Genomic DNA, 5,718 nt, shown 5'->3' on the forward strand with positions numbered 1-5,718 from the left:
CATTTTCCTTTTTTAAAAGGTCATATTCTCTCTGTAGTTTTTTCAATTCGTCAGAGTTTTTCTTAGAATTTAAGTTATCCTTTTCGCCATTAGAGCGTTTCCAGCTATTCAAAGTGGGATAAGAAACTCCAAACTCCCTAGCTATTTGAGCCATACTTTTAGGACTACTTTCTAATACTTCTAGAACTTGATTTTTAAACTCATGAGAATATTGACTTTTAACTGATTTCTTCTTTAACATTGGACAACCCTTCTATATGAACGCCTAAGTTAATAGCATATTGTCCACCAAAAGGAATCACTTTAATTATTTAAATAATACAAGATACATATTTTATAAAAATTTATAGTTATATTTATATAAAATTGTGTTAGCTTATTTTTTTATTAATTATTTTTAATTTCAATTTAATGAATACCATTTAATAAATAATAATAATATTAGTTTGATTTTTTTCATTTTAATAAATGGTTATGGATTATTTATATTCTTAATTTTATTAAAAAAATGAAAATTATTTTAATAATTATAATTTTATTAATAAATTTGAAAATTATTTTATTAATTATAATTTTATTAAAAAAATTGACAATTATTTTTTTTATTTTAATATTAAGTTAACAAGTCGAGTTTGGCTTGTTAACTTAATAATTTTTGGAGGCTGTTATGAATAAAGAGTTAGTAGTGGCTTTTTTGTCTGCTGCAGGAATAAGTTTATCAATTTCTACAACTGCAAATGCTAATGATAAAATAAATACATCGTTAGCAAATGATTCAATAAAAATAGAATCTCTTAATAGTATTAATTCAGCAATTGAACTATTACCGGATGAAAATAAAGATGATTTTAAAGGAAATAATAGCGGATGTTCAGAAAGAAATAATAGGTGTAGATAAAAATATTTCATAGTTTAAATTTAAACTATGAAATATTTAATTGAGGTTATTATAAAATGATAAAAAAGTTTATTCTTTTTCAACCAGACAAAATAATCTTTAAGCCTTTTAAAATCTGGTTGATTGATCTGAAAAATATATTAAATAACTGTGATTTTAATAATAAAGATAGAATAAATAATTTAGCAATAGCTACAAACCAAATTTCACTGATTTATTTCATCTTAAATGATTATCAAAAAAGCGAAGAAATTTGTAATTTTGGTTTTAATTATTTTAAAAAAAAATTTATAGAAGAAAATTGTCAAGAAAGCTTGAATCTATTTTTACAACCATTAATCAATATTATAAGAATTAAGAGATTAACAAATCAGAAAAATTTGCAAAGAAAATATATTAAAAAAATAATTCCAAATTATGTTTCTATTAATAATAAAAATATATATAATATTTTGAATATAAATTCTAAGAATGTTTTGGAAATTAATTTTTTATTAGAATATTCAAGATATTTAATTGAAAAAAATCCGAAAACACTATACAATATTATTAATAGATATGGTGATTTTTATTTTAAAAAATATCAGAATGAAATCAACGAAATTAAAATATTATGCTTAATGCAGTTTGATATAAATAGTTCATTTATTTATGCTTGTGAATGTTATAAAAAAACAAATAATATTTTTAAATATTATTATCTTTTAAGAATATTGCAATGTCAGGAGCTTTTAAAAAACTTTGAAATTGTTAATTCATTATTGGACTTAATGAATGATGAGCTAACTAAAATAATGCCATTAATAAAAGAAAATTTTATAAATCATTTTGATTTGTTTTATAATTTCTCTTTAATATCCCATAAAAAAAATAAAAAATATAAAATTGTAAAATTATTTTATGAATGCTCAATTAAATGTAACGACGAGCATGCTGAATTAATTTTTTCAAAATTTATAAATATAAAAGATAAAATTAGAAAAATTGAAAATGAATCAATTTATTCAAAAAATTCTAATAAGAAAAATTATTTGTTGGAGTTAGATTCGGTATTTTACAAATATGATGAATTAATGAGAAAATAAATGAAAATATCTAAATACATTATTAGTAACTACTTTTATGATTCAAAGAATAATGTAGGAAAAATTATTATTTTTTCTACATTAAGAGGGAAAATAAGGATTTTAGAAAAGAATATTTGGGATAAAATAGTTCAAGGAGTATATAATGAAATAACTGATTCTGATCTTTCAGATTTAATAGAATCAAAGTTTTTAGTAAATAATTTAGATAATGAACTCTATAAAGTTTTGAAAGAAAACAAAGATTATAAATCAAATTTAAGTCAATATTACTATGTTATAAAACCAAGTGCTTCATGTCAACTAGGGTGTCATTATTGTGGGCAAACTCATAGTTCTCTTAAATTAGATATTGAAAAAGAGAATTTAATAATAAATAGAATAATGAATAATCTATTAATTAAAAAATATGAAAGCCTAAAAATAGGTTGGTTTGGAGGAGAACCTTTAACTGGGTTAAAAAATATAGAAAGTATTTCTAAAATATTATTGAATTTTTGTAATGAAAAATCAATTATTTATTCAGCTGGAATGACAACTAATGGATTATTATTAAAAAGGGATTTAGCATATAAATTATTTAATGAATTTAAAATAAATAACTTTGAAATTACCCTTGATGGATATGCTAATTATCATGATGAAAGAAGGCATACAAAAAGCAATAATAAAACTTTTGATGTGATTTATAAAAATTTAGTTGATATATGTAAAAATAAACCAGATGATTTATTTATAAGTGTGCGATGTAATACAGATAGTAGAAATAAAGATGGAATACTCCCTCTTTTAGAAAAAATAAAATCTGATGGCATTGAAGATAAAATATCAATTTATTTTGCTCATTTACACTCATGGGGAAATGATGCTCATAAACTTGGGGCAGAAAAAAAAGAATTTGCATCATGGGAATTAAATTGGTTTACATATATGCTAACAAATAATTTTAATTTTAAATTAATTCCAGGGAGAAGTAAAAACCTATGCATGGCTGTTAATCCACATTCTGAATTAGTTGACCCTTTTGGAGAAGTTTTTTCATGCACTGAAACTAGTTTAGTAGAATCCTATAAAGATCAAAATGGAAAAAATATTTATAGTTTAGGAAACATTAAAGAAGAAATTGATAATAATAAACGAAAAGTATTTTCGAACTTCTATGATGAAAATGAATTTAATAAATATCCTTGTTATACATGTAATATGCTACCGGTTTGTGGTGGTGGTTGTCCTAAATCTTGGAAAGAGGGAATCCAGGCATGTCCAAATGAAAAGTTCAATATGCCTGAAAGACTTTTACTTTATTATGCGTATAAAAAAATGAATTCCCAAAAATATAATGGAATTGCCAAAGACTAATAACTTAAAATAACATAAATAATGGAGGACATAATTTAATTTTAATATTATGATAATTTAATTTAAAAATATTTATTTTAAGGAAAATAAGATGAAAAATAAAATATTAATTACACTCTCTATTTTTTGTAGCATTATGAATTCAGCCTATGCTTGTGATAATGAAACCGAGGGCAATATTAGAATTTCTAATACATCAAAAGATTGTATATCACATTTAGGTGAAATTGCGCTGAATAATGTATCTATCAGAAATGAACTCGATGTCACAGGAAACGTAAATGCAATAAATGTATCCTTAAAGCATATTTTTATGGAAGGACGATTATTATTAAATGGAAGAAGTAATGTAACTGGTAATATTGATATTGTTGGAGAATTAATTGCAAATTCTAGTAATTTTGATAATATAATAAAAATTAATTCTAGTAATATAAGATTAAATAATGGTTCTTCAACAAAAGATATTCTAGTTCGAAAAAATGCTAGAGGTGTAACGAATACACAATATTTATATATAAATAATAGCACTGTGAATGGTAATATTCAATTTGAAAGTGGAAAAGGAAAAGTTATTTTAAGTAATGGGGGAAGGTATACGGGATCAATTTCTGGTGGTGTTGTTGAAAATAGATAATTGAATTCAATAAATTATTTATTTCCATGCTCCCTATCTTGTCCACAATTTTCAAGTTCAAATTGAATTGTTACGTGTGTGATATGAAATTTATGATCAAGAATTTCTTTTGTTTCATGTAAAATTTTATTTTGGTCATAATTTTTTGAATAAACAATGTGAGTTGTAAAATTTATTTTATCATTAGAGATCGCCCAAACATGTAAGTCGTGAATATTTAAAACACCTTCAATTTTAAATATTTCGCTATTTATATTTTCTAATTTTATTCCTTTTGGAACTCCTTCTAGTAAAATATTGATACTATCTTTTAATAATGACCAAGTTCTTGGAATGATAAAAAGGGCAATAGCAATTGCTATAATAGAGTCAACCCATTTCCAACCAGTAAATTGAATTATGATTGCTGCGATGATAACACCTACAGAACTAATCATATCGCTCATGACTTCGAGATAAGCACCTTTTAAGTTTAAATTTCCATCTTTGCCGCTGCTTAAAATTTTCATACTCACTAAATTAATAATCAGTCCAGCTAATGCAACAAAAAACATCGGGCCTATTTTTAAATCAACTGTTTCTTTATTCATAAATCTTTCATAAGACTCATAAATAATATAAATTCCAACAAAAAATAATAAAAAAGCATTAAAAGAGGGAGCTAAAATTTCGAACCGATAATATCCATAAGTTCTTTTTAAATCAGCCGGTCTTTTTGCGATTTTGATTGCAACTAAGGCAATCGCAATACCAACTACATCGGTTAGCATATGTGTGGCATCTGATATTAAAGCAAGACTTCCAGAAAAAATTCCGGTAAATAATTCTACAAAAAAGAAAGTTCCAGTTAAAATTAATGCTAAAATTAAAGGTTTTTCTTTTGCTTTTGAAAAAGTATGGGAATGATTGTGCTCCGTTACTTCTTTCATAGCTTCTCCAAAAAATTAAGTATAAATAAATATACCATTACAATATTTAAATTTAATATTTTTATTTCTAATTTAGTCAAATTTAAAGAGGCTATATTTTGTAAATAAATCATTGAATTCTTATAATGGAGCTTTGTAATTATGAAATTATCATTCATTATCAAATAAGGCATCCTTACTATATTATTGATGAAAATACTAAAAATTTAAAAGATGGTACTTTATTTAAAAGCTTAGAGAAAGTTTTTAAAAATTTAAACATGAAATATGAATTTCAAGATTTTCCTGCAGCTCGAACTGTAACTTCCAAAATTATTTGGTGCATTTTTACCCATGATATATAGTGCGATCTTAATATAAATATTCTCAAAAACAACCGCTTTTGAGAATATTTATATATGAAAATTTAGATCGCAATTTCATTGAAAAACTTCTTTCTCAATAACTATTTGTCAGTTCTCAAAGACAATTGGACTATTCCCAAAGTCATTGAGACCAAACGATTCAAGTTCCGTTGCCCTTTCTGTCATTTCTCATAGATTTTGGCTGTCGGTTCCCAAAGACAATTGGTACTAACCCTGTTACCCCTTCCCTCTAGTACCTAAAGTATTCCGTCGATAGACTTATGGATTAAATGTTCTTATTAAAATTGCGGCGGGATTATGACTGAACATGATTTAAATGATTAAAGTGATTCCTTTTGGTGGACAATATGCTATGAACTTAGGCGTTCATATAGAAGGGTTGTCCAATGTTAAAGAAGAAATCAGTTAAAAGTCAATATTCTCTTGAGTTTAAAAATCAAGTTCT

7 protein-coding genes are annotated in these 5,718 nt (G+C 24.3%); 5 read left to right on the forward strand and 2 right to left on the reverse strand.

What is annotated here, in order from left to right; all coding sequences use genetic code 11:
• On the reverse strand, positions 1–241 hold a 241-nt coding region (locus tag ACIQ56_RS13615), incomplete at its 3' end, for a transposase (protein WP_397601592.1).
• Between the two features lie 426 nt (positions 242–667).
• On the opposite strand from ACIQ56_RS13615, the gene ACIQ56_RS13620 reads away from it, so the two are divergent.
• The 4 genes from ACIQ56_RS13620 (at position 668) to ACIQ56_RS13635 (ending at position 3,979) form a co-directional block, all read left to right on the forward strand.
• On the forward strand, positions 668–898 hold the full coding sequence (locus ACIQ56_RS13620; RefSeq protein ID WP_397601593.1) for a hypothetical protein: 231 nt from the start codon (positions 668–670) through the stop codon (positions 896–898).
• Between the two features lie 56 nt (positions 899–954).
• Positions 955–1,983, forward strand: a complete 1,029-nt coding sequence (locus ACIQ56_RS13625; protein WP_397601594.1) for a hypothetical protein — start codon at positions 955–957, stop codon at positions 1,981–1,983.
• Positions 1,984–3,342, forward strand: a complete 1,359-nt coding sequence (locus ACIQ56_RS13630) for a radical SAM protein (RefSeq protein WP_397601595.1) — start codon at positions 1,984–1,986, stop codon at positions 3,340–3,342. It abuts the gene before it with no gap.
• Between the two features lie 91 nt (positions 3,343–3,433).
• Positions 3,434–3,979, forward strand: coding sequence for a hypothetical protein (locus tag ACIQ56_RS13635; protein WP_397601596.1), 546 nt, complete (start codon positions 3,434–3,436; stop codon positions 3,977–3,979).
• Positions 3,980–3,993: 14 nt separating this feature from the next.
• Here ACIQ56_RS13635 and ACIQ56_RS13640 read toward each other — a convergent pair whose 3' ends face one another.
• The gene (locus ACIQ56_RS13640) at positions 3,994–4,908 is read right to left on the reverse strand and encodes a cation diffusion facilitator family transporter (RefSeq protein ID WP_397601597.1); all 915 of its coding nucleotides are present in this window, start codon (positions 4,906–4,908) and stop codon (positions 3,994–3,996) included.
• Between the two features lie 125 nt (positions 4,909–5,033).
• Between ACIQ56_RS13640 and ACIQ56_RS13645 the strand changes: the two genes are divergently transcribed.
• Positions 5,034–5,252, forward strand: a complete 219-nt coding sequence (locus tag ACIQ56_RS13645) for a hypothetical protein (RefSeq protein WP_397601598.1) — start codon at positions 5,034–5,036, stop codon at positions 5,250–5,252.
• Positions 5,253–5,718 lie beyond the last annotated feature (466 nt).

The organism is Silvanigrella sp. (genome assembly GCF_044369315.1).
In the GTDB taxonomy this organism is placed as follows: Bacteria; Bdellovibrionota_B; Oligoflexia; order Silvanigrellales; family Silvanigrellaceae; genus Silvanigrella.